This window comes from Mycobacterium sp. 48b (assembly GCF_048282725.1).
In the GTDB taxonomy this organism is placed as follows: domain Bacteria; phylum Actinomycetota; class Actinomycetes; order Mycobacteriales; family Mycobacteriaceae; genus Mycobacterium.
The window spans coordinates 4,435,367-4,460,770 of the sequence record NZ_JBLVUL010000001.1; the positions used below are offsets into that span (position 1 = coordinate 4,435,367).

Genomic DNA, 25,404 nt, shown 5'->3' on the forward strand with positions numbered 1-25,404 from the left:
CGACGTTGCGCTGGGTGACCGCCACGCCCTTGGGCTGTCCGGTGGTCCCCGAGGTGTAGATGATGTGGGCCATGTCGTCGGGAGCCGGGGGCGCCAGTGCCGTGCCGGGCTGGTCGGCGACGACGGGGTCCGTCACGTCGAAGATCATCAGGCCGTGCCTGTCGAACCGGTCGGCGAACTCGGTGGTGGTCACCACGGCGATCGGGGCGGAGTCGGTCAGCATGAACTCCACGCGGGACTCCGGCAGTGCCGGGTCGATCGGCAGGTAGGCCGCCCCGGCCTTGAGCACCGCCAGGATCCCCACGATGGCCTCGGCCGAACGCGGGAACATCAGGGCCACCCGCTCGCCGGGGCCGACCCCATGACCGACGAGCAAGTGCGCCAACCGATTCGCGGACTCGTCGAGTTCTCGATACGTGAGTGAATGATCCCCGCAGACCAGCGCCACCGACTCCGGAGCCCGTATCACCTGCGCGGCGAACAATTCCGGCACCGACGCCGGCTGCGCCAGGTCGCCCAGCACCGCCCGATTGCCCCAGCGCGCCAGACGGCTGCGCTCGGCCTCATCGAGCAGGTCCACGGTCGCCAGCGAGCGACCCGGATCGGCCGTCATCGCCTCCAGCACCGCCTCGACCCGGTGGGCGAGGACTTCGATGTCGGCGACGTCGAAGACGGCTGTGTCGTATTCGAGACGCAGGCGCAGTTCGTCACCGGGTATGGCCTGCATCGTCAACGGGTAGTCGGTGGACTCGTGGCTGGTGACCTCGATGATCTCCAACCCGCCGTCACCGCCTGATAACGCGCCGGTGTCCACGGGGTAGTTCTCGAACACGAACAGGGTGTCGAACAGTCGGTCGTGATCGGCGATGCGGTGGATCTCGCTGAGCGAGAGATATTGGTGCTCAAGGGTCTTCGTTTGCGCGTCCTGCAGATAGTCGAGCAGTCCGGTGGTGGTGATTGTCGCCGCGGTGATGTCCGCGCGTACGGGCACCGTATTGATCAGCAGGCCCACCATCGATTCCGCGCCGACGACCTCGGCCGGGCGTCCCGAGACGACCGTGCCGAACACGATGTCGCGCCGGCCGGTCAGCGAATTCAGCAGAAGCGCCCAGGCGCCCTGCAAGACGATGTTGGCGGTGGTCCGATGCGAGCGGGCCAGTTCGTTGAGCGCGCGGGTGGTTTTCGCGGACACCCGATGTGCCAGCACTCCCCGCTGCCCCAGCTCCGGTTTCTGCGCCGGGCCGACGAGGGTTGGGGCGTCGAGACCTGCCAGCACCTCGCGCCAGGCGGCGTGGGCGCCGGGAAGGTCCCGATCGGCGAGCCAGTTGACGAAGCTCCGATACGGCGTGGCCACGGGCAGCCGATGCCCCTGGTAGCCGGCGAAGATCTCCTGCAGGAGGATCGGCAGCGACCACCCATCGAGCACGATGTGGTGGTTGGTGAGTACCACCCGGTGCCGGTTGTGTCCGGTGCGGATCATCGCCACCCGGAAGGCCGGCGGATGGGCCAGATCGCAGACCGCGGCGCGTTCGTCCGCACACACCTGCTGGACCTGCTCTTCGGTTGCGGCGGTGCCCAATTCGACATATCGCCACCCCGCGGTGGGATCGGCCGGAATGATCTGCACGGGCTCGTCGAACTGCTCGCAGAACCGGGCCGCCAGGTGCGGATGGCGGGTGGCCACGGCCTGCACGGCATCCCGCAGCCGGTGCTCGTCGAGCGCACCGGCGACGGTGATGTCCAACTGCACCACGTATAGATCGTCGTCGGGACTCTGCGCGCTGCTGCTGTGAAAAACGAGTCCCTGCTGTAACGCGGTCAGCGGCAGGATGTCGGCGATCCGGTACTGCCTTGCCAGTTCATCGATCTCGGACTGGCTGAGCCGGGCCGGCGCGATGTCCGACGGGGTAAGCCCACCCCCGCCGTTTCGGACGTGCTCACAGATGCCGGCCAGAGCGTCCAGCCACAGCTTGCTGAGCCGGCTGACCTGTGCGTCGTCGACACACGAGCGCGCCCAGGTCCAATTGGCTTGCAGCTGCGGACCCGAATCGGTGTCGAGGGTGCCCGCGTTGAGTGCCACGGTGTGGGTCAGCGGCATGGGTATCGCCGCGGCCGCACCGGTGGCCGACAGACCATCCGCGGATATCCGCCACAGCTCATCGACTGCCGGCGTGGATCCGCCGCCAAGACGACCCAGGTAGTTGAACCCGATGGTCGGGTCGGCCCCGTCGAGATCAACGTCGGCGTTCAGGTAGCGCAGCAGGCCGTACGTCAGCGGATCCGGGAGCGAACGGAGTTGCTCCTTGGCGTCTTTGACCACCTCGCCCAGCGCCGCATCGCCGGCGACCACCTGGGACCAGGTCAGTCCCTCGAAGCCACCTGCGAAGTTCAATGCCACCGGGTATTTGGTGGTGAACCACCCGACAGTGCGCGACAGATCGATGGTCGGATCGAGGGTTCCGCCCAGTTCTTCCTGACGGCCGTGCCCTTCGACGTCGACGGCGATCGGCGCGTCCGGTGTGCCCAGCGTTCCGGAGAATTCGGCCACCGCAAGCCCGAACGCGATCAACATGATGTCGTGCACCCCGGCGTGGAACGCCGTCGGCACTTCACCGAGCAACATGCGCGTCGCCGCGACGTCGAGGGACACCGGGAGCTGCCCGGCGGTCTCATAGGTATCCGCTTCGGGCCGCACCGCCGGCAATACCGCAGGGGTCGCCGCCACCCGCCGCCACACCGGCCCCTGGGCCACAACGTCCGAGTGGCCGGCGTGCATCTCCAGCAGTTCGGCCCACCTCGCGAAGGACGTTCCAGCAGGCGGCAGATCCACCGGTTGTCCGCCGCGACGCTGTGCCCACGCGAGATTGAGGTCTTCCAGGACAATTCGCCACGACACCCCGTCGACAGCCAGGTGGTGGACGATCAGTACGAGCTCGCTCGTCGAGGTCACCCACAGCGCGCTCAGCATCACCCCGGCGGCCGGGTTCAACCGCGACCGCGCTGCAACCAGTGCCTCATCCGTCAGGGTGTCCACCGATTGCAGGCATCCATGCGCGTCGACCGCGCCGGCCTCGGGCACGGTCAACTGCCAGCCGGCCGCGGTGCCCCCGGTTCGCAGCCGCAGCATGCCGTGCCGATCGAGCAAGGCCTGCAACATGATCACGACATCGGCCTCGGTCACCCCATCGGGCGCCTGCAGCAACACCGTCTGGTTGAACTGGTCTACGGGGCCGTCGGCGCGTTCCACGTCGTTCAGCCACCGAATGACGGGCGTCGCCGGCACCGGCCCGACTCCTTCGTCGACCGGGCCACGGGGTGCGGCGGCCGTTCCGGCCACCCGCGCCAACCGGGCCACCGTCTGCTCGACGAAGACATCGCGAGGATGGCATACCAGCCCCGCTGCGCGCGCCCGGGCAACCACCTGCATCGACAAGATGCTGTCGCCGCCGAGGTCGAAGAACGAGTCGTCGACACCGACCCGGTCCAGACCGAGAACCTGGGCGTAGATACCCGACAGGACCTCTTCCACCGCGTCGGCCGGGGCGCGATATCCGTCCCCGGAGCCGTAGTCGGGAGCGGGAAGCGCACGGGTGTCGAGTTTTCCGTTGACCGTCAACGGAATCGCGTCCAACACCATCACGGCGACGGGCACCATGTAGGCGGGCAACCGGTCCGACAGTTGGGCACGGATCCCGGCCGGATCGGCGGTGCCGGTGATGTAGCCGACGAGCCGCTTGTCGCCGGGTCGGTCCTCGCGGGCGACCACCACCGCCTGCTCCACACCAGCGAGCGCCGCCAAGGCGGCCTGGACCTCACCCAGTTCGATGCGATAGCCGCGGATCTTGACCTGCTCGTCGGCTCGGCCCAGGTACTGCAACTGGCCGTCCGGGCGCCAGCACACCAGGTCTCCGGTGCGATACATGCGTGTGCCGATGCCGCCGAACGGGCACGCGACAAACCGGGAGGCGGTCAAACCGGTTCGACCCACATAGCCATACGCCAGCCCCGCACCTGCCACGTACAGCTCACCGATCACTCCGGCAGGCACCGGACGTAGCGACTCGTCGAGCACCAACAGCGCGGCTCCGGGAACCGGTGAACCGATCGGCACGCCGTGGCCGGGCTGCAGGGGGGCACTGATCGCCACGCACATCGTGGTCTCGGTAGGACCGTACGCATTGATCATCACGCGGCCGGGAGCCCACTGCTCGACCACCTCGGGTGAGCACGCTTCACCGACCACGACCAACGCCGCCGACTCCAAGCCTTCGGTAGGCAATGCCTTTACCGCAGAAGGTGTCTGGGTGAGAACGTCGACTCGTTCGGCGACCAGCAAGGCGTGGAAGTCATCCGGTGAGACCGCGACGTCCTCTGGCACGACCACCACTCGTCCACCACGGAGCAGAGCGCCGAAGATCTCCCACACCGAGACATCGAAGGCCAGGGAGTGACACTGGGGCCACACTCCAGGGCGAGGCAGCCCCGCATCGAGGGACTCCAGCAATTGGGTCACGTTGTGATGGGTGACCGCAACGCCTTTCGGCACACCGGTGGTACCAGAGGTGTAGATCAGGTAGGCGATGTCGTCTGCGCCCGGCGTCGGCAACCCACCGGCGGCGGATGCGGTGGCAGCGACCTCACTGACATCGACGACCGCCACACCGCGTCCCCGCACCCGATCGGCGAGATCGGTGGTGGTGACCACGGCCACCGGCGCGGCATCGGTCAGTACGAACTCCAACCGCGCATCGGGCACCGACGGATCGATCGGCAGATACGCCGCGCCGGTCTTGAGGACAGCCAGGATGGCGATGATCGCCTCGGCGGACCGGTTGAACAGCACCGCGACACACTGACCGGGGCCTGCTTCCCAGCGGGTGAGCAAGTGCGCCAACCGGTTCGCGGCGTCATCGAGTTCTCGATAGGTCCACGAACGGTCGCCGCAGGTGACCGCCACCGCCCCGGGGGTGCGCGCCACATGCTCGGCGAACAACGCGGGGACCGAGACCGGTCTGGGAGCCGGACGGGTCAACGTTTCATGATTGCCCATCGCAGCGAGCCGGGCGTGCTCGTCGTCGTCGAGTAGATCGACCGACGACAATCGCGCCGTCGGGTCGGCAGTCATCACCGTCAGCACCCGCTGCAGCCGGGTGATCAGCGTGGCGATGGTATCGGCGTCGAACACGTCGGTGCGGAACTCCACCGTGCCACCGATTCCGGCGGGCTCGCCGGAATCGGTCCGGCGTTCCGCCAGCGAGAAATTCAAATCCATTCGGGCGGTGTGGGTGTTCACCGGCATCCGAGTGACCCGCAGATCGCCCAATTCCAGGCCGACAGCTGAATCGTTGATGTCGTGCCCGGCGAGATTCTGCCATGCCAGCGCTACTTGGATCAGCGGGTGGTGGGCCAGGGACCGAGCCGGGTTCAGCCGCTCGACGAGCACCTCGAACGGCACGTCTTGGTGATCGAAGGCGGCCAGGCTCCGCGCGCGGACCTGAGCCAGCATTTCGGTCACCGTCGGGTCCCCGGCCAGGTCGACCCGCAGGATCAAGGTGTTGACGAAGAAGCCGACCAGTTCATCCAGCGCGGGGTCGCGACGTCCGGCGATCGGGAAACCCACTGCCACATCTGAACTCGCGCTGAGTTTCGCAAGCAGGGTCAGGAGTGCCGCTTGAACCACCATGAAGCTGGTCGCGTTGTGCTCGCGCGCCACGCGGGCAACCTGCTGCTGCAAGTCCGCGGGCCAGTCCACCGCCATCGTGGCTCCGCGCTGATCGGTCGCCAGCGGGTAGGGCCGATCGGTGGGCAGGGCAATGCGCTCGGGCATACCGGCCAACGCGTCCTGCCAGTAGCTCAGCTGTGTAGCGATGCGACTCTGGCTGTCCTCGAAGTCACCGAACTGCGCGTGCTGCCACAAGGTGTAATCGGCGTACTGCACCGGCAGGGGCGCCCAGTCGGGAGTCTGCCCCGCGCAACGGCGGGCGTAGGCCACACCGAGATCGGCCACCAGCGGGGTGATCGACCAGCCATCGGCGGCGATATGGTGCACCACCGCGACCAGCACGTGCTCGTCGTCGGCCAGGCGGAAAAGTCGTGCCCGCAGGGGAATCTCGCTGGCCAGGTCAAAAGTATGCCTTGCCGTGGCCTCGAGAGCGGCCCGCAGCTCCTCCGGTGTCCACCCGCCGGCATCGACGACATCCCAGCCGAATTCCGTGCCCCCAGGGGCAATCACCACCTGACGTGGAACGCCGTCGGGTGAGACGAACAGGGTGCGCAGACTCTCGTGGCGAGCCACCACGTCGGCCAACGCCTCATTCATGGCGTCGATGTCCAGCACACCGCTGATCCGGAACGCAGCCGTCATGTTGTAAACCGCTGACGGACCCTGCAATTGGTCCAGGAACCACAATCGGGACTGGGCGAACGACAACGGAACCACCGCGGGCCGCTCACGGGCCACCACCGGCTCCAACCGGGCCTCGCGCCCACCGATATGGGAGGCCAGGTGCGCGATGGTTGGCGTGTCGAACAACGAACGCACAGCGATGCCGGCATCCAGCGATTTGTTGATCGCGGCGACCAGGCGCATGGCCGACAACGAGTCCCCACCCAGATCGAAGAACGAATCGTCGACGCCCACCCGGTCCACGCCGAGAACACGGGTGTAGATGTCGGTCAGTATCTCCTCGACCGGGTTGGCCGGGGCCCGATAGCCTTCGCCGCCAACGTAGTCCGGTGCCGGCAGGGCACGCCGGTCGAGCTTGCCATTGACCGTCAGCGGCACCGTGTCTATGACCAGCACCGCGGACGGGACCATGTAGCTCGGGAGTCGCTCCGCGAGCCGGGCGCGGATCTGGCCCGGGTCGGCGGTGCCGGTGATGTAACCGACCAGGCGCTTGCCCCCAGGGCCGTCGTCGCGGGCGACCACCACGGCCTGCACGACACCGTCGAGTGCGGCCAGAGCGGCCTGGACCTCACCGAGTTCGATGCGGTAGCCGCGGATCTTGACCTGCTCGTCGGCGCGACCCAGGTACTGCACCTGACCATCGAGGCCCCACCGCACCAGATCGCCGGTGCGGTACATCCTTTGTCCCGGCGCCCCGAACGGGCACGCCACAAACCGGGAAGACGTCAGCCCCGAGCGGCGCCAATATCCTGTCCCCACACCGCGACCGGCGATATAGAGCTCACCGGCCACTCCGGGCGGCACCGGACGCAGCCAGCCGTCCAAGACGAACAGCGCTCCCCCGGCGACCGGCGCGCCGATCGGCACCACCGAATCCGCGGCGAGGGGCGCGCTGATCGACGCGTACACCGTGGCCTCGGTGGGGCCGTACGCGTTGATCATCACCCGGCCCGGCGCCCAGCGCTCCACCAACTCGGGCGGACACGCCTCGCCGGCCACCACCAACGCCGCCGATTCCAGGCCCTGGGGCGCGATCATGCCCGCAGCCGATGGGGTCTGGCTCAACACAGTGACGTGTTCGGCAACCAGCAGATCGTGGAAGTCGTCGGGCGATGCGGCGACCGACTCTGACACCACCACCAGGCGCGCCCCATGGAGCAACGCACCGAAGATCTCCCAGACCGAGACGTCGAAGCTGTAGGAGTGCCACTGCGTCCATACCTGCCCCGGTCCCGACGACACGTGGGCGCCGAGGGATCCGAACAGGCCCGGCACGTTACGGTGCGGGATGGCAACACCTTTCGGGACGCCAGTGGTGCCCGAGGTGTAGATGATGTACGCGATGTCATCGGGCGCCGGGCCCGTCAGGGCAGTGCCGGGGCGAACTCCCGAAACGGAGTCAGCGGTGGCCGCGACATCGCTGATGTCGATGACCGGAACGTCGCACCCGTCCAGGCGCGACCGCCGCGCCGCAGCGGTGACCGCCACGACCGGCGCGGCATCGGCCACCATGAACTCGATGCGCGCAAGCGGGAGCGCCGGATCGACCGGCACGTAAGCCGCACCGGTTTTCAGAACGGCGAGAATCGCCACGATGGCTTCGGACGACCGGGAGAACAGCAGCGCCACTACCTCGCCCGGGCCCGCACCGTGAGCGGACAACACGTGCGCGAACCGGTCGGCGGCCTCATCGAGTTCCCGGTAGGTGATCGACCGGCCATCGAAAGTGACCGCCGCTTCGTGTGGCGTACGGGCCACCTGTCGGGCGAACAGAGCCGGAATCGATTCCGTGGTTGGCGCTTCGGTCAAGGCCGCCCGATGGCTCCACGCGTCGAGACGTGCGTGAGCAGCTTCGTCGAGCAGATCCACCGACGACAACGGGCGCAACGGATCCGCTGTCATCGCCGACAGAACCGCATTCAGCTGTTCGATCAGGGCCTCGACGGCGTCGAGGCCGAACACATCGGTGTCATGTTCGACGCGGAGTTGCAGTTCGCGGCCCGGCAGCGCTTGCACCGCCAACGGGTAATGGTTGGATTCGCGGAAATCGAACTCGGTGATCGCCAAGCCGTCGATGTTCGACAGTGCCGTGGCGTCGACCGGGTAGTTCTCGAACACCAGCAGGGTGTCGAACAGTCTGTCCTGGCCTGTGATCCGGTGGATGTCGCTCAGCGCCACATGCTGGTGTTCGAGGGTGTCGTTGTGGGCGGCCTGCAATTGACGCAACAGGTTGGCGGTGGTGGTGTCCGGGTGGAAGGTCGCCCGCACCGGCACCGTGTTGATCAGCAGGCCCACCATGGAATCTGCGCCGAGAATCTCGGCGGGGCGGCCGGAAACCGTCGTACCGAAGGCGATGTCTTGCCGGCCGGTCAGCGAGCTGAGCAATAGCGCCCACGCGCCCTGCAGCACGATGCTGGGGGTGGTGTGATGCGAGCGTGCCAGATCGCCGAGCGCGCGCGTGATCTGCTCGGACAGCCGGAACGACTCAACACCTCGCTGCCCCAGTCCATCTCGCTCGAGTGGACCGATCAACGTCGGCGTTTCAAATCCTGCCAGCATCTCGCGCCACGCCTCGTGGGCACCGGCGCGATCACGTTCGCTGAGCCAGGTGACAAAACTGCGATACGGGGCGGCGGCAGGCAGTCGTTGCCCGCTGAGGCCTGCGAAGATCTCCTGGAGCAAGATCGGCATCGACCAGCCGTCGAGCACGATGTGGTGAGCGGTCAGCACGAACCGATGCCGATCGTCGGCGACGCGAATGAGCACGGCCCGGAACGCGGGCTGGTTGTCGAGGTCACAGACCGCCGCACGTTCGCCGGCGCAGATCTCGTCGATGCGACCGTCGATGCCGATGCCGATGCCATTGGCGTGCAACTCGATGTACCGCCAGGGCACCACGGGATCAGCGGGGATGACCTGGACCGGTTGCTCAAACTGTCCGCGGAATCGGGCGGCCAGTTGCGGATGTCTGCGGACCACCGTCTGCACCGCTTCGCCCAGCCGCTGCGGGTCGAGCGGGCCACTCAGCGCGACATCCAGCTGCATCGCATAGACGTCGTCGGAACCCTGCGCGGTGTCGGCGTGGAAGAGCAGGCCCTGTTGCAAGGGGGTCAGCGGCAGGACGTCGGCGATACGGTGTTGCCGGCTGAGCTCGTCGATCTCGTCCTGGCTCAGCTCCGCGGGGGCGATATCCGACGGAGTCAATCCGCCGCCACCGCTTCGCACATGCTCGCAGATGCCGACCAGAGCCTCGAACCACAACCGGTTCAATCGACTGATCTGCTCGTCATCGAGTGCCGAACGCGCCCACGTCCAGTCGGCGTTCAGTCGCGGGCCGGTGTCCGTGTCGAGGGTGGCTGCGTTGAGTTCGACGGTATGCCCGAGTGACGTGGGCACCGCCGCGGCGGCGCGAGTCAACGACAAGCCGTCGGGCTGGATCTGCCACCGATCGCCGGACGTATCGCCGGGGGTTCCGCCCAGGCGGCCCAGATAGTTGAACGCAATCGCCGGGTCGGGTCCGGAAAGGTCCGTGTCACGGTTCAGGTAGCGCAGCAGACCGTAGGTCAGGCTGTCCGGCAGAGCGCGGAGCTGCTCCTTGACGTCTTTGACCACGGTCCCGAGCGCCGCGTCTCCGGCGACCACCTGGGACCAGCGCAATTCGCCAACAGCCAGGGCCACCGGGTATTTGGTGGTGAACCAGCCGACCGTGCGCGACAGGTCGATATCGCGATAGTCGCCGAGTTCTTCGGTGCGGCCATGGCCCTCGACATCGATGGTGATCTTGGCGCCGCCGCCACGCGAGAATTCGGCGACTGCGAGCGCGAACGCGATCAGCAGAATGTCTTGAGTGCCTGCGTGAAACGCCGCAGGCACTTCACCGAGGAGCAGGTGGGTGGTCTCGCGGTCCAGCGTCATCGACAGCTGCCCGGCGGTCTGATAGGTATCGACCTCGGGTTGCGGTGCGGGCAGCACCGGCGGCGTGGCCGCGACCTGCCGCCATGCATGCGCCTGGTCCGTCACGGGCGAGTTCTGCGCCAACTGAGCCAGCAGGCCCGCCCATCGGGCGAACGACATCCCGCTCGGCGCCAGCGCCACCGGTTGGCCGCCACGATGCTGGGACCAGGCAATGTTGAGGTCGTCCAACAGAATTCGCCATGACACACCGTCGATCGCCAGATGGTGCACGATCAGCACCAGCTGACTCGTGGAAGTGACCCACAGCGCGCGGAGCATCGCACCGGCAGCAGGGTCCAACGCTGACCTCGCCGCCACCAGCGCCTCATCGGATAGCACGTCCACTGGGCGCAAGCATTGAGCGGCGTCGACGGCCCCCACGTCGGGCACTGTCAGCGCCCATCCGCCGGCGCCGTCGTCCTGGGCACGCAAGCGGAGCATGCCATGCCGATCCAGCAAGGCCTGCAACAGGATTACCACGTCGTCCTCGCAGGCGCCGGTGGGTGCCTGCAGCACCACCGTCTGATTGAACTCGTCGATCGGGCCGTCGACACGCTCCAGGCCCTTCAGCCACCGCATGATCGGGGTCGCCACCACCGGACCGAGACCCTCGTCAGCAGGCTGGTCGGTGACACCGGCCGCCTCGACCACCTGGGCAACTCGGGCCACGGTCTGCTGAACGAAGATGTCTCGTGGGCGACACGTCAGTCCTGCGGCCCGGGCGCGGGCGGCCACCTGCATCGACAGGATGCTGTCGCCACCCAACTCGAAGAACGACGCGTCCACACCGACGCGGTCCAGGCCGAGGATCTCGCAGTAGATGCCGGCCAGGATCTGCTCGATGGGCGTGCTCGGGGCCCGGTAGCCATCGACATGCTGGTATTCCGGTGCCGGCAAAGCCTTTTTGTCGAGCTTGCCGTTGACCGTCAACGGCAACGCCTGCAACCTGACCACCGCCGCGGGCACCATATACGGCGGCAGCGTCTCCCCCAGCGCACCACGCGCAGCGGACACATCGACGGTCCCGGTGACATAACCGACCAGCCGCTTGTCCCCCGGCCGGTCCTCACGGGCGATCACCACCGCCTGCTCGACACCGTCCAAAGCCATCAGCGCGGACTGGATCTCGCCCAACTCGATGCGATAACCACGAATCTTGACCTGCTCGTCAGCGCGCCCCAGGTACTGCAACTGCCCATCAGCGCCCCACGACACCAAATCACCGGTGCGATACATCCGCATCCCCGGCGACCCGAACGGACACGCGATGAACCGCGACGCACTCAACCCCGGCCGACCGACGTAGCCGACCCCCAAACCGGCACCGGCGACATACAACTCGCCCACCACACCCGCGGGCACCGGACGCAACCAACCGTCCAGCACGAAAAAGGCAAGATCCGCCAGCGGCACACCGATCGGCGAAACCGGACTGCCCACATCGGTGGCGGTGATCTCCCGGAACGAGGCATGCACCGTCGTCTCGGTGATCCCATACATGTTGATCAACCGCGGCAGCCTCGGATGTTCGGCCAGCCACGGGCTCAGGCGCGACGGGTCCAGCGCCTCCCCGCCGAACACCACGACCTCCAGCGCCATCCGATTTTCCGGCTGGGCCGCATCCACCGCCTGCAGCGCGTAAAACGCCGACGGCGTTTGGCTCAACACACTCACGCGCTCATCGACGAGCAGGGAGTGGAACTCCTCAGGCGAACGCGTCACCGATTCGGGCACCACCACCAACCGGCCACCATGCAGCAGCGCGCCGAAAACCTCCCACACCGAAAAGTCGAAGGCCAGCGAATGACACTGCGTCCACACCTGCCCCGCCGACAGATCCACATCACGATCGATCGCAGCCAACAACCGCACCACATTCCGATGCGGAATCGCCACGCCCTTGGGCGTACCCGTCGTACCTGAGGTGTAGATCAAATACGCGATGTCGTCAGGCGTCGGCCCTACGGACAGCGCCGTACCCGGCTGACTGTAGACCGCACGGTCACTGACATCGATCACCGCCAACCCGCGCCCACCCAACCGATCGGCCAGATCACCGGTCGTAACCGCGACCGCCGACCCGGAGTCGGCCAGCACGAAATCCAACCGTGCGTCGGGCACCGAAGGATCGATCGGCACATACGCCGCACCGGTCTTGAGTACCCCCATGATCGCCACGACGGCCTCGACCGACCGCGGGAACAACAACGCCACCCGGTGTCCGGGCCCCACGCCCTGCTCGATCAGCAGGTGCGCCAACCGATTCGAAGCGGCATTCAATCCGCGGTACGACATCGAACTGTCGCCGAAGCTGACCGCGACCGCCGCCGGATGACGAGCCACTTGCGCGTCGAACAGCATCGGGATCGACACCGACTCCGGCATCGCCCGACTCAACGCGGCCCGGTTACCCCACCCGTCGATCTCCTCGACGGCAGCGCGGACAGTGACCGCGGAAATCGGCCGTCCCGGAGCGGCGGTCATCGAGGTCAGAACCCGCTCGAAGCGGTCCGCCAATTCACGGGCGTCGCAACCGACGAACAACTCACCCACACCCGTGGTGCTGAGAAGAAGCTCTTCGTCCTTCTGGAGGAAGACCAGACCGAACTGATCGACCAGACCGGTGTGCGTGACGGTTCCCGATGCCGGAGCACCGGCGAATTCATCCTCGGGAATGGTCGGAATGAAATTGATGGCAGGCCGGGCCGACGGCTGTCCGCTGCCCTGGAATCGTGACTTGTTCTCGATCACGCGCAACGGGAATCGTTGATGGCGCAGCGCATCTCGGAACCGCTGGTCAACGTGCTCACACAACGCCGCCACTGTCGACTGCGGCGACATGTCCAAGATCAACGGCACAACCCCGGACACCATCCCGGGCACCATCAGTGCCTCTGGACGCACCCGCCGGCTGACCGGAAGATCGAGTACGACCTTTGTTCCCCCGATCTCGCCATGCACGAGCAGCGCATAGGCCGCGGTGATCACCGAGGCACGACGCACCCCCAGAGCTTTCGCCAGCTCCCGGGCCTTGGCCACCACCGAGGAGGCCAGCTGGATCGGCGCAGAAGGCTCATATTGGTTGTGCGGGTTTGCGACTCCGAGGGCAGGCCCAGAACGGTATTCACTCTCGGGCGGAACATTCCTCGCCCAATAGGCCTGATCGTCGAGGTAATCCTCGGTAGCCTCGTAGTCGGACTCGCAATCGATCAGGCCCTTCAACGAGCCGAAGATCGCAGGTGGCATCGGTGCGGCACCAGCGATTGCTGTGTAGGCAGCGGCAATCTGGTGGCAGACCAGGGCCATCCCGATTCCATCGATCGCGATGTGGTGGCAGCACACAAAAAAGTAGAACTCGTCGGCGCGCGTCTGCAGCAGCGCGAACTTGAACAACGGGCCGTCGAGCGGCATCGGCGTCTGCCGGATCGCTGACGCTACCCGATAGGCGTCCTGTGCCGGATCAGACGAGCCCGTCAGGTCATGGCGGGCAAGCTCGACATCCGGATGGTCGACCACCGTCTGGAAGACCTGGCCGTCGGCTTCGCCGAAGGTAACCCTGAGGGGTTCGGCCTCACGGACGACGTGGCGAATCGCCCGTTCGAGCAGTTCATGTTCGATGACGCCGTCAATGCGCGCCAGCATGCCCAGCTGCCATTTGACACCAGCGAGGCCGGTTTCCTCCGAAAGCCAAATGTCCAACTGGCCCCGCGTGAGCGGGAGTCTCTCATGATCACATTCCATCGGTCGCAGCCCGCCGACTACTGATCAACAGTCCGACCCTGTGCCAACCTGTCTCGCAAACTCTTCGGCCGAATGTCGGCCCAGTGTTGCTCGATGTACTCAAGGCATGCCGCGCGGTTCGCCTCGCCGTAAACCACCCGCCAGCCGGCTGGGACATCCGCGAAGGCCGGCCACAAGCTGTGTTGCTCCTCGTCGTTGATCAAGACGAAGAAGCTGCCGTTGTCGTCGTCGAATGGATTGATACTCACCAGTTCTCCAGACCATCTGGGCGAGTTAAATGGAACACGTTCTAAACCTAACCCAGACGGTCCGCCTGGCAAGCGATTTTAGGGAAATCGTCAATATTTGCTGTTCTACATCCAGCGAGGGCGGCGCGACGCGGCGACGCCCCACGGGACCACCGTTAACATGGCGAATTAGCCAACAGACCTTGGCATGTACCTGGTAAGCGACCTGCTGACAAGGTCGACACCAGCCGTTTCGCCGATACTGTCATGGTTTGCCAGAATTTTGCTGACCGGCGGGTAGCCCGCATCGGCGATGTGCCGCGGAGCCATCGGTCGATCCCTAGAGCTCATAGGAAATACAAATTCAATCGATCAACACACGCTGGGCATCCGCTCAGGATTCCGCGGGCAACGGTATCCGCCGAAAGTGCCCCACACCCCAACCGACAACGTACGGTTGGGAGTTGCCGTAGAACCCAGAGCTGCGACCGTGGATCGACGCGGAGCACGAGCTCCCCCGCGACCGGCGATCAGCGTCGGTCACAGCCCGAGGTCGTGATGTCGGCATATCTACCGTCTAGTAGCTAGGGATCTTGCAGAAGTGAGCGATACCGTGAAAACCGCACTGCCGCCTGGGCCTCCGCTGCCGATGGTGGTGCAGTCCGCATTGATGGCGGGCTACGGTTTGCGCTTCCTGAGAGGATGCCAACGGCGCTACGGCAACATGTTCACGCTCCGCATTCCGCTGTCGGGCACGGTCGTGTACCTCGCGGATCCCGCTGACATCAAGACGGTGTATGCCGGTGACCCCAAGGTCTTTCATTCCGGCGAAGCGCATTGGTTTTTCCGTGGACTTCTTGGCGACAGCTCGCTGTTCGTGCTCGACGAGGACGCACACCACAGCTTGCGTCGCCTGACGATGCCGGCGTTTCATCGCGATGCCGTCGCAAACCAGGCTGCTCAGATGACAGAGATCGCCGCAGCGAATATTGCCGGCTGGCAGGTTGGCAAGAGCTTCCCGGTGGCACCCGAGACAACGGAGATCACGCTGGAAGTGATCCTGCGGACCGTCATCGGCGCCAGTGACCCGGTGCGGCTGGCCGCGTTGCGCAAGGTCGTGCCGCGACTGCTCTACATGAAATCGTGGGAAACACCGGCGATTACGAAGCCGAGTCTGCGGCGCCACCACCCGTGGCGAGGAGTGGGCCGGCGGTTCGCGGAGACCGACGCCCTGCTCTATGCCGAGATCGCCGACCGTCGCGCCGACCCCAACCTCGCCGAACGCACCGACGTGCTGGCCATGCTGGTCCGCGCCACCGACGAAGACGGCCGCGTGATGTCTGACAGCGAAGTGCGGGACCAGCTGCTGACGGCGATCGCGGCCGGGCACGAGACCACCGCGACGGCCCTGTCCTGGGCGCTGGAGCGGCTGACCCGCCACCCGGTGGCGTTGGCCAAGGCTGTGCAGGCCGCCGATGCCAGCGCTGCGGGCGATCCTGCCGGTGACGAGTACCTCGACGCGGTGATCAAGGAGACGCTGCGGATCCGTCCGGTGCTGTTCAGCTCGGGCCGCGTGCTGAAGGCGCCGGTCGAGGTGGGCGGCTACCGGCTTCCCGCGGGGATCATGGTCGACCCAGCGATCGGGCTCGTGCATGCCAGCCCCACGGTGTACCCGGATCCGGGCAGGTTCGACCCCGATCGCATGCTCGGCACCACCCTGAGCCCGACGACCTGGTTGCCGTTCGGCGGCGGAAACCGCCGCTGCCTCGGTGCCACCTTCGCCATGGTCGAGATACGGCTCGTACTACGTGAGATCCTCCGCAGGGTCGAGTTGAGCACCACCACCGCGGCCGACGAGAAGCAGCGGCCGAAACATGTCACGTTCGTGCCGCATCGCGGCGGGGTGATCCACGTTCGCGCGATCAGAGACGCCACACCGCCATCACAGGCGCCGATGGCCCCGACACACTGCCCCGCCAGCGCTCACGGGTCACACGACTCGCAGTAGTAACGGCGCCGCGAAACTGATTCGACGTCGGTCACGGGCTGCCGAGGGCGGCGAGCTTCTCCACGCGGTCGGCGGCGGCCATCACGCTTTCGGCAGGCTTGGTCATCTGCGCTGCGATCTCGCGGGCGCGGTCAGCACATTGCGGGTCGAGGATGGTGCGCAGATCCGCGGCCAACGACTTTTCGGTGGTTCCCGAAAAGCGGCGGGCGGTACCTACTTTCAGCTCTTTCACCCGCCTGCCCCACAGCGTCTGATCGAGATCCGTCGACAGGATCAGCGTGGGAACGCCTGCACGCAGCCCCGCGGCCGTAGTGCCCAGTCCCCCGTGGTGAACGACGGCGCGGCAGGCGGGGAAAGCGGCCGAGTAGTTCATCGCGCCGACGACCTTGACGTGATCGAACTGCGGGACGTCGCTCAAGTCGGTTCCGGCAGCACACACCAACGCCCGCTCGCCCAGATCCGCGCAGACCGAGCTGATCATCGCGAGTGTCTTGGTGCCGGATTCCATCGGCAAGCTGCCGAAGCCGAAGAAGATCGGCGGGGTTCCCGCGGCGATCCAGGAAGCGACCTCGTCATCGGAATCGCCGGGTAGATCCATCGTCAACGCACCGACAAAGGGCCGTTGATCAGACCATTGAGCCCATTCGGCGGCGAGGCCGGGAAAGCAGACTTCGTCGTAGGCCTGGATCTCCAGGCAACCGCGTTCGGTGAGCCGCCACGGTGAAGGTGATGTGGCGTTCGGCAGCGCCAATTCACCGCGCTGAATGCCCTCGACCTTCTTGGCGTTGCGCCACGCGACCCACTCAGAGGCCTTCATCGCTGAACGGCCCAACGGTGCCGGTAGATACGGTACGAACTGGCCGTTGGCCCGTAACGGGAACAGGTGCAGAGTGGCCAACGGGATGTCGTAATACTCGGCAACGTTGCCCGCGGCGTCCTCGAAGTTCACGCCGGTGAACAGCAAGTCGGCACCGTCGGCCAGTGACGTCAATGTGGCGATGATGTCCTTCCAGCACTGATGAAAGGGCTCGACGACCTCGCGCCGCAACCTGATCAGTTCCCGGACCTTCCAGAAATTGCGGAAGAAATGGGTCCAGAAGTCGCGGTGTGAATCCAGGACAGCCTGCAGATCGGGCCCATACGGGATCGCCGTCGGCCCAGCCGCCTCGGCGAAGGAAACCAGATCAGGCGGGACGGCCATCTGCACATCGTGTCCGCGACCGAGCAGCTCCCGGCCAACGGCAACCAACGGCTCGATGTCACCGCGTGTGCCGTAGCTCGCGAGGACGAATTTCATCGTGGACTCTGGCCTCTCACTTACCTTGCGCGCCTGCGCAATGGCCGCAACGGCCGCGCCTGCGCTACTTGCGCCACAGCACGGCGGTCCCGTCTATGTCGACGATCTCGGCGGTGATCCCATGCTCCGCCCGGTAGTCGGTGACGGCTTCCCGGCACGGCTTCAGATCGTGATAGTCGTCGATGACGCAGAAGCCCCCTGGAGACAGCCGCGGGTAGAGCGCCTCAAGGGCCTGGATCGTAGATTCATACAGATCGCCATCGACCCGTAACACAGCGATGCGATCGATCGGCGCATCGTGCAGGGTGTCCTTGAACCAACCGGGAAGAAAGCGGACCTGGTCGTCCAGCAGTCCGTAGCGCTGGAAGTTTGCCTTGACCTCGGTTTCGGACACACCGAGGATCCCGGCAAGGCTCTGTGTTCTGAGGCCTTTGTCCGCCTTGTAGTTCTCGGGGTCTGCCGGTGGCAGGCCCTCGAACGAATCCGCCACCCAGACACTTCGCGTCTCATCGCCATAGGCAGCCAGTACGGCCCGCATCAGGATGCAGGCCCCGCCGCGCCACACTCCGCATTCGATCAGGTCGCCCGGGATGTCCTCCGCCAGCACAGTCTCGACGCAATGCTGAAGACTGGTGAGCCGCTGCATTCCGATCATCGTCTCGGCCTCCGCCGGCCAATCGATGCCCAGGTCACGCTTGTGCTGGACGAGCGTGCTGCGATTCTCGTTCGGAGTGGCGCGGGCGAGTCGATACGCCCCGCCGCGAACCATCATGCGATTGAGGGTCTTGAAGTAGAGACGTCGCCGCAGTGTCCACTGCGCGGGCATTCGCTCGTGCATCCCGTACCTGGTGAGGTTGCCTCGGATCAGGTCGAGGTACAGAGATCGAACGTCGAGATCGGTCACGTGAAAAGAGCCCCCAGCTTGTATGTCCAGATGGTTTGGATGACTCTAGCTTCGAACGGGCATGGAATCGGCACGGTTCGGTTGATTCGGATTCAATAACTGGCTCGGCGGGCGCTGCGCGGACGATGCACCAAGACCAACGAAGGGTCGCCTAACGCAGCCGGCTAGATTTGGTTGCGGCAGAGCGGATTTCCAGCAGTCCGACGTCTCACATCGCCTGCAACACAAACCCGGTTTGGTCTCCGCGCTGCTGCAGGTTGAGCGATAACGCGCGTTTCTCCCACTCCCACAGCTGCCTGGGACCGAACATTCGCAGAATCTTGGGATCGGTCACCGCAACATCGCGTCGATAGGCTTCGCTGCCGAGGAATTGGCCCAGATTCGAATCGTCAAACGTCTGCACCACGCGCAGTCCGGCCTTCTCGGCCGCCATTGCCATTCCCTGCCGTGACGGTATGACCATGTGCCGCGGTGCATCAGCCTGCACCCAGTCCGCCCGGTAGGTGGCCCACGCTTCTGACGAGGTCGTGGGCACACGAGCCAGGCACATCCCGCCCACCGCGAGCTTCTCGTACGCAACTTGCAGTGTCGCCACCGGATCGGGAACGTGCTCGAGGGAATGGTTGAACATCAAGAGGTCGAATTTGCCCTCGACAGCGCTCAGATCGCGCTTCATCAACGGCACACCCTCGGCAGACACGCCGTCGGCCGCGATGAACGGATCAGCACCGAGCAAATTGTTGAATCCAATTCTGCTCATCCGGTCGAGCAGCTCACCGGTGCCACACCCAACGTCCAGAATTCGTGCGTCACGCTCGACTTCGAGTTGAGCAAGCATCCTGATGACGTCTCCTCCGAGAAGCACGCGGAAGATGCCCTCAGATATCCGCGCCGAGATCAGGGCACCGAGCATCCGGTTGCCGCCGCCGTTCAGCTTGTGCGCATCGTGTTGGGTGACCAGCCATCGAAACGCACTCGGTTGGGCCGACGCGTTGTGCGAGTAGTAGTTTGGCGGGTAGTGGCGCATGAGCTCGTCGCCCTCGAGCGCGTCCTGAATCTGCAACGTGTCGCAGTCGGCGCAACTGAAATATTCGAACAGTTCGCGAGTTCCGAACATCATCTCGCGAACTTCGATCGCCCGATGGGGACCGGTCGATCCGCACAGTCGGCAATCTTTCTGAACCGCGTTCACCCGTCCAACCTCAGAGAACTCCACGCCACCGGCGAAGCATAGCGTTTGCCGAGGCCGCCCGTGCCGAAACCGGCACGCCACCGGATCCGGCACGCGGGCGAAGTTAGCTCTGGCAAGCCGACTTTGGTGCATCGGGACCCTCGACGCAACTATGCCTTCAAAACTGCTGACAGTCGGCAGCAACCTAGTAGTGTTTCGGCGGTGTGGGGTTCGGTGCTGGCGCTAGGTGTTCTGGTTGGGCTCGATCCCATGCGCCTGGGCATCACCCTTCTCGTGATCTCGCGGCCGCGACCCGTGCAGAACCTGCTCATGTTCGGCGCGGGTTGTGTGACGGCGACCATTCCCACGCTGGTGATCCCGCTGACGCTGCTGCACCTCACGCCGATGTTCAAGTCCACCGCGGAATCATGGGCCAAGAGCTCGACGGGCGGTTACATACAAATCGGCATGGGTTCGGTCGCGCTGATCACTGCCACGGTGCTGACCGTGCACTTCTGGGTGCGCCAGCGGGCTGCGGTGCCGGTTGCGGAGGGTGGGACGTCGACCCTGGTGTCGGACGCGAACACGTCGACACCGGTCTCACGACTCCTGGCCCGCGCGCAGGATGCCCCGGCAGAGGGCGGCTCGGTATTCCGCCGATTGTTGCGGCGCGGCCACGACGCGTGGGAAGACGGATCTTTATGGGTCTCGTTCGTGATCGGCTTCTCATTTGCCGGTGCGCCTCCTGACGTGGCGCTGTTCCTGCTTGCGATCGTCGTGGTGTCGGGAGCTGCGGTAGGTACGCAGATCACCGCGACCATCGCGTTCGTCGTCGGGATGCTCGCGGTCGTCGAGGTCGTCCTCGTCAGCTATCTGGTCGCACCTGCGAAAACCGAAGCCATCGTGCAACGGTTGCACGATTGGGCGTGGGCCCATCATCGAAAGATCCTGGTCGCCATGTGCGTGCTGGCCGGCACGATGCTCATCGCCAAGGGTCTGAACAGCATCTGACCTGCAGGTGACGGCCATTATCCGGGTGTCGCCGGGTCAAGAGCGACTGGCAACCGCCACTGTGGGTCCCAAACCCCGCCGGGTCCGAAACTCGACCGTGATGGACGGGTCGGCGTGACGGCCCAGCGCACGCAGAGCCGATGGGCTGTAGGCGCGCAAGGAACTGATGAACCCGTCGTGTTGCAGCGGAGAGATTCTGACGAGCGGAAGCACCACCGCCAACAACGCGATATGCAGGGGCGCGGGTGGCCTGGGAAGGTCGACTATCAGGAGCTTCTTCGCCGCCCGGGTACCTGCGGCGAACACTCGGGTGGCCAGCTCAGGAGGCAGGTGGTGCAGCGACAACGCGAACACCGCGAGGTCGTAATAGCCTTCCGGCGCGTCGATTTCAGTGGCATCCATCTGCCGCACGGTGGCGCGTGGGTGACTGCCGAGGTCGCCTTCTGCCATGCCCGCCACGAACGCGGGTTCGATGTCGGTGACCGTCACCTGAGCAGTCGGATGCTTGTCCAGTAGCTTGCGCGACAGCCCGCCGAGGCCGGCGCCGAGTTCGAGGATTTTCGGCGCGGGCACTTCGGCCACCTCGCGAAGCACCATCCGGGCGCACTTCTCGTGAATACCGATCCCCCGCCGTCGTCCCGCACGGTCGAGTGAATCCATCACCTTGCGTTTCAGCTCGTCGACGTCGTCGCGATCCAGGTACTCCAGCCGGTCGGTCTGCAATCGCCGGTCCAGCCAGGACGCATCTGGTCCGCCCCGGGGCATGTTCGCGATGTCGCGGGTTCCGCTATCCATGTAGACCCACTTGCCTGACGTGGGCGAACTTCTCCAGTAGGTCGGCGGTGGCAGCGACGCTTTCGGCGGGTTTGGTCATCTGGGTTGCGACTTCGCGGGCTCGAGTCGCATATTGCGGCTCGAGAATCGTGCGCAGGTCTGCGATCAACGATTTCTGGGTGGTAGCCGAAAGGCGCCGGGCGGTACCCACTTTCAGCTGTTTGATTCGAGCACCCCACAGCGTCTGGTCCAGATCGGTCGAGAGGATCAACGTGGGGACGCCGGCGCGTAGACCAGCGGCGGTGGTGCCCGCACCGCCGTGGTGCACGATTGCGCGGCAGGAGGGAAAGGCGGCCGCGTAATTCATGGTGTCCACCACTTTGACGTGGTCGGGATGCGGGACGTCGCTGAAGTCACTCGCGCCGGCGCAGACGACCGCCCGCTCGCCCAGCTCCGCACACGCGGCGCTGATCATTGCCAGGGTCTCAGCGCCCGAATCGACCGGCATGCTGCCGAAACCGAAGCAGATCGGCGGTGTCCCCGCGGCAATCCAGGTAGCGATCTCGTCATCGGTGTCTGTCGGCAACTCCATTGTCAGAGCGCCGACAAAGGGCCTTTGGTCCTCCCATTGGGCCCATTCGGCGGCGAGCCCGGGAAAGTAGATCTCGTCGTAGGCCTGGATCTCCAGCGAGCCGCGCTCGGCGACCCTCCACGCGGAGGGGCCGGTGGCCTTCGGTAGGCCCAGTTCCCTCCGCTGCGGATCTTCGAGGCGCTTCATCATCGGCCAGCTCAGCCACTCTGAGGTCCTCATCATTGCGCGGGCCAACCGTGCCGGGAGGGCAGGGACGAGCCGGCCGTTGGGCCGTAGCGGGAAGACGTGCAGCATCGCGAACGGAATGTCGCAGGCCTCCGCGACGTTGCCCGCGGCCTCCTCGCCGATCACACCGGTGAACAGCAGATCCGCCCCATCCGCCAACGACATCAGCGTCTTGCTGACCTCCTGCCAGTACTGGTCGAAGAGATGCCATTCCTCCCGCAACAGCCCCGCCAGATCCCGCACCCGCCAGAAGTTCTGCCAGAATTTGCGCAAGAAGCGCGCCCAGAAATCGCGGTTGAGGTCTTGCCACACGCGGACATCGGGCCCGCAAGCGATGGCCGCCGGGCCGGCCGCCTCGACGAACTCGACCAGATCGGGCGAGACGGCCATGCGTACGTCGTGTCCGCGGCGCAGCAACTCACGGCCGACCGCAACACCGGGCTCGACATCACCGCGAGTTCCGTAGAAAGCCAGCACAAATTTCATCGCGGAGACCTCGTGCCTTTCAGTTGTCGCGCCCTTGGGGCGCCCAGAGACACCGGTCATTATCCCGATCCCCTGCCGGTTCCGGTCCAAAACTGAGCAGCTGGATCCAGCGGAACAACTCGCACGGTCCGGTGAAGATCAAATGGATCCATCAGTCGATGGGCACTACCGTCCGATGCCCCGGCAGTACGCTTTCCCGGCTCCCTGGCGCTGACGAGGCGGGTCCGATAGCGGGTAGTCGGACGTACCGTCAAGCACACCTGTGGTGGCATCAAACCGAAACGACGCCAAGCACTCTCAGTGCACGGTGAGCGGCGCCCGGCGGCTCATAGCCAACTCTCATATCCGCTGGGTATGCCATATCAAGATCGCGAGGGTTTCGAAAGCCGCAAAATACAAACAACCAGCAGGTAGTGTCCCGGGCCGTGTGGGGCTCACTGTTCGGGATGGCGATTGTGATGGCGTTCAATCCCGCCCTGCTGGCCCTCATCCTCCTCGTGATCTCCCGTCCGCGTCCAGTGCAGAACCTGCTCGTGTGCTGGATCGGCTGCCTCACGACGAATATTCCGGCGCTGGTGGTCCCGGTGGTGTTGCTGCACCGCGCCCCCTTGTTCAGCCCTCAGGCCCCTGCTGCCAGCGCCGCGACCCGGCACATACAACTCGGCATGGGTGTGCTGGTGCTGTCGGTCGCTGCGCTGATCGCAGTGCGTTTCTGGGTGCGTCGGCGCGCGCAGGTGCCGGCACCGAGCGGCAACTCCTCCAACCAGGTGCTGGAAGCCGAGAAGCCGGCCCCGATCTCGTCGCCGTTCGCCGGTCTGGAAGGTCTGCCGGAAGGCAAGTCCGCGATTCGGCGGCTGTTCGGGCGTCTTCAAAGGGCTTGGGACAGTGGCGCTTTGTGGGTGGCGTTGGTGTGTGGCATGGGTTTCTTGCCGGGATTCCCGTTGGTTCTGTTCGTAGCGACCACCGTCGTATCCTCGGGGGCGTCGACGGCAACGCAGATCCTCGCCGTCGTATTGTTCGTCCTCGCGATGTTCGCGGTGTTCGAGGTCGCGGTGGTGAGTCACCTGATCGCACCGGTGCGAACCCAAGCGGTGCTGCAGCCGGTGCACGACTGGGCGCTGGCCAACCGCCGCCAGGTGATGATCGGAATCTTCGTGATGATCGGGCTACTGCAGGTTGTCAAGGGCTTGGGCATCATCTGAGTTGAGCCCCGATGCTGACCTGGCCGGCCGCACGAGGGTCTAGCCGACGTCGGTCAAGAAGCCTTGGATGGCGAAACGTTCCAGGAGATCTGCGGTGTTGACGACACTTTCGTCCGGTCTGGTCATCTGCGTAGCTACCCCACGGGCCCGGGCGACATACTCAGGATCGAGAATCGTTTGCAGGTCGGCGACGAGTGCTTCGCTGGTGACGGCCGAGATGCGCCGGCCCAGGCCAACTTTCAGTTGTTTGACACGAGAGGCCCAGATCGCCTGATCGAGGGCCGTCCAGTACACCAGCATGGGAACTCCTGCGCGCAGCCCCGCGGACATGGTGCCCATGCCACCGTGGTGTACGAGCGCGCGGCAGGCCGGAAACACGGCCGCGAAGTTCATCGTGTCCACGACCTTGACTCGGTCGGAATCAGGCGCCTGGCTGAAGTCGCTCGAGCCGGCGCACACCAGTGCCCGCTCACCCAGTTCCGCGCAGGCGTTCTCGATCATGGCAAGCGTGTCGGAGGGAGACTTGACCGGGGTACTGCCGAAGCTGAAGAAGATCGGCGGTGTTCCCGCGGTAATCCATGCAGCGACTTCGTCATCGCCGGCTGTTGTCAACTGCATCGTCAGTGCTCCGACAAAAGGTCTTTGGCCATTCCACTTCGCCCATTCTGTGGCCAGTCCGGGAAAGCAAACCTGGTCGTAGGCTTGAATTTCCAGTGATCCGCGCTCGGTGATACGCCGCGGCGAGGAGACTGTCGCCTTACGCAAGCCCAGTTGACGGCGCTGTGCATCGTCGAACTTCTTCACCCCGCGCCAGTTGGCCCACTCGTACACCATCAGTGCGTAGCGCCCCAACGCCGGCGGCAGGAATCCGAGCATCCGGCCGTTGGGGCGCACCGGTGAGACGTGCACCGTAGCCAACGGAATACCGTAATACTCTGCGACATTCACGGCCGGCGGCTCGAAATTCAGAAACGTGATGAGCAGGTCAGCCCCCTCGGCCAGCGACTTCAGGGTCGCAGAGATCTCCTCCCAGAACTGGACGACGGACTCCCCGATCTCGCGCATTTCGCGCCACAGGTTGGCCAGTTCGCGGACCTTCCAGAAATTGCCGAAGAATCGGATCCAGAAGTCTCGATGCGCATCCGACCAGACCGCGGTGTCCGGCCCATACGGGACAGTCGGAAGGCCGGCCGCCTCAGCGAAACCCACCAGGTCCGGTGAGACCGCCAACCGGACATCGTGGCCGCGGCGCAGCAACTCGCAACCGACCGCGACGCAAGGCTCCACATCGCCGCGAGTTCCATAGCTCGCCAGCACCAACTTCATAGCGCTTCTTCCGACATGAGATCTCCGGTCGACCTGTTGCGAACAACGCTGTAACACCGGATGTTCGGGGTCGAAATGTA

11 protein-coding genes (1 of these 11 running past the window's edge) are annotated in these 25,404 nt (G+C 65.4%); 3 read left to right on the forward strand and 8 right to left on the reverse strand.

The genetic code is table 11. The features are described 5' to 3' along the window. Both ACNQR1_RS21840 and ACNQR1_RS21845 read right to left on the reverse strand, forming a co-directional pair. On the reverse strand, positions 1-14,101 hold the 5' portion of the coding sequence (locus ACNQR1_RS21840) for a non-ribosomal peptide synthase/polyketide synthase (protein WP_418047808.1). 10,283 nt of this gene lie to the left of the window's left edge; 14,101 of the gene's 24,384 nt are visible here — the first part of the coding sequence; it begins with the start codon at positions 14,099-14,101; its stop codon lies beyond the left edge, outside the window. A gap of 17 nt (positions 14,102-14,118) precedes the next feature. Further along, positions 14,119-14,349: an MbtH family protein gene (locus tag ACNQR1_RS21845; RefSeq protein WP_124712060.1), complete on the reverse strand. Its 231-nt coding sequence runs from the start codon at positions 14,347-14,349 to the stop codon at positions 14,119-14,121. A 580-nt stretch (positions 14,350-14,929) separates the two neighbouring features. On the opposite strand from ACNQR1_RS21845, the gene ACNQR1_RS21850 reads away from it, so the two are divergent. Further along, positions 14,930-16,336 carry a cytochrome P450 gene (locus tag ACNQR1_RS21850; RefSeq protein ID WP_418047809.1) on the forward strand — a complete coding sequence of 469 codons (1,407 nt, stop codon included), beginning with the start codon at positions 14,930-14,932 and terminating at the stop codon, positions 16,334-16,336. 31 nt (positions 16,337-16,367) lie between these two features. Here ACNQR1_RS21850 and ACNQR1_RS21855 read toward each other — a convergent pair whose 3' ends face one another. The 3 genes from ACNQR1_RS21855 to ACNQR1_RS21865 all read right to left on the reverse strand — a co-directional run bounded on the left by ACNQR1_RS21855 (position 16,368) and on the right by ACNQR1_RS21865 (position 19,657). Further along, entirely contained in the window at positions 16,368-17,633 is a 1,266-nt protein-coding gene (locus tag ACNQR1_RS21855) for a glycosyltransferase (RefSeq protein WP_418047810.1), read from the reverse strand. 64 nt (positions 17,634-17,697) lie between these two features. Continuing rightward, a complete protein-coding gene (locus ACNQR1_RS21860) occupies positions 17,698-18,537 on the reverse strand; it encodes a TylF/MycF/NovP-related O-methyltransferase (RefSeq protein ID WP_418031001.1) in 840 nt (279 codons plus the stop codon). A gap of 208 nt (positions 18,538-18,745) precedes the next feature. Continuing rightward, complete coding sequence (locus ACNQR1_RS21865) at positions 18,746-19,657, reverse strand: class I SAM-dependent methyltransferase (protein ID WP_418050442.1); 912 nt, start codon at positions 19,655-19,657, stop codon at positions 18,746-18,748. Between the two features lie 273 nt (positions 19,658-19,930). On the opposite strand from ACNQR1_RS21865, the gene ACNQR1_RS21870 reads away from it, so the two are divergent. Continuing rightward, the gene (locus ACNQR1_RS21870; RefSeq protein ID WP_418047811.1) at positions 19,931-20,719 is read left to right on the forward strand and encodes a GAP family protein; all 789 of its coding nucleotides are present in this window, start codon (positions 19,931-19,933) and stop codon (positions 20,717-20,719) included. Between the two features lie 36 nt (positions 20,720-20,755). Here the strand turns inward: ACNQR1_RS21870 and ACNQR1_RS21875 are convergent, their stop codons facing one another. Together ACNQR1_RS21875 and ACNQR1_RS21880 are read right to left on the reverse strand one after the other, a co-directional pair. Further along, positions 20,756-21,514 carry a class I SAM-dependent methyltransferase gene (locus ACNQR1_RS21875; RefSeq protein WP_418047812.1) on the reverse strand — a complete coding sequence of 253 codons (759 nt, stop codon included), beginning with the start codon at positions 21,512-21,514 and terminating at the stop codon, positions 20,756-20,758. Continuing rightward, complete coding sequence (locus ACNQR1_RS21880; protein ID WP_418047813.1) at positions 21,507-22,796, reverse strand: glycosyltransferase; 1,290 nt, start codon at positions 22,794-22,796, stop codon at positions 21,507-21,509. The genes ACNQR1_RS21875 and ACNQR1_RS21880 overlap by 8 nt, the downstream gene beginning before the upstream one ends. A 413-nt stretch (positions 22,797-23,209) precedes the next feature. Here ACNQR1_RS21880 and ACNQR1_RS21885 point away from each other — a divergent pair, with 413 nt between their 5' ends. Further along, entirely contained in the window at positions 23,210-23,998 is a 789-nt protein-coding gene (locus tag ACNQR1_RS21885) for a GAP family protein (protein ID WP_418047814.1), read from the forward strand. A 39-nt stretch (positions 23,999-24,037) separates the two neighbouring features. On the opposite strand, the gene ACNQR1_RS21890 is transcribed toward ACNQR1_RS21885, so the two are convergent. Next, on the reverse strand, positions 24,038-25,324 hold the full coding sequence (locus tag ACNQR1_RS21890; protein ID WP_418047815.1) for a glycosyltransferase: 1,287 nt from the start codon (positions 25,322-25,324) through the stop codon (positions 24,038-24,040). Positions 25,325-25,404 lie beyond the last annotated feature (80 nt).